This window comes from Macrococcus sp. CoH-51_TC_04, assembly GCF_058188655.1.
Genome location: NZ_JBVGOY010000043.1, coordinates 1 through 353 on the forward strand (window position 1 = coordinate 1; position 353 = coordinate 353).

Annotated in this window: 2 protein-coding genes; one reads left to right on the top strand and one right to left on the bottom strand. The window is 62.0% G+C overall.

The annotated features are described in order from the left end of the window. Nucleotides 1-83 (top strand): ATP-binding protein (locus ACZ2V4_RS11695; protein ID WP_251626629.1); only part of this gene is annotated, 83 nt, incomplete at its 5' end. A 55-nt stretch (nucleotides 84-138) separates the two neighbouring features. Here the strand turns inward: ACZ2V4_RS11695 and ACZ2V4_RS11700 are convergent. Next, nucleotides 139-285, bottom strand: coding sequence for a hypothetical protein (locus ACZ2V4_RS11700; RefSeq protein WP_181519390.1), 147 nt, complete (start codon nucleotides 283-285; stop codon nucleotides 139-141). Nucleotides 286-353: the final 68 nt, after the last annotated feature.

Sequence of the window (353 nt, forward strand, 5' to 3'; positions counted from 1 at the left end):
GGCTCGTGCATCAGGCCCACAAGCTTCCGGTCAAGGGCGATTCGATGAGAAAGAAAACGAAATCCGAGTCCGCTGACGCCTGATCGTGATCACCGTCGCTATAATCCATTGACCGCGCAACACCACCTTCCAGACTGATCACGTTCGCCGAAACGATTGATCACCATCGCCGAAATCCGCACACACGGCGACGGCCGCGAGTACCACCGTCCACAGCAGCGCCTTTGCTGCGCGCCGGCTGAACAGCCAGCGCGGGCGCAGCCAGGCCGCACGCATCGGGCTCATGGCCGGCCTCCCGGATTGCCCTTCTGCAACTGATCGAGGCGGTCAGGCACCGGATCGCCTTCGTAGAT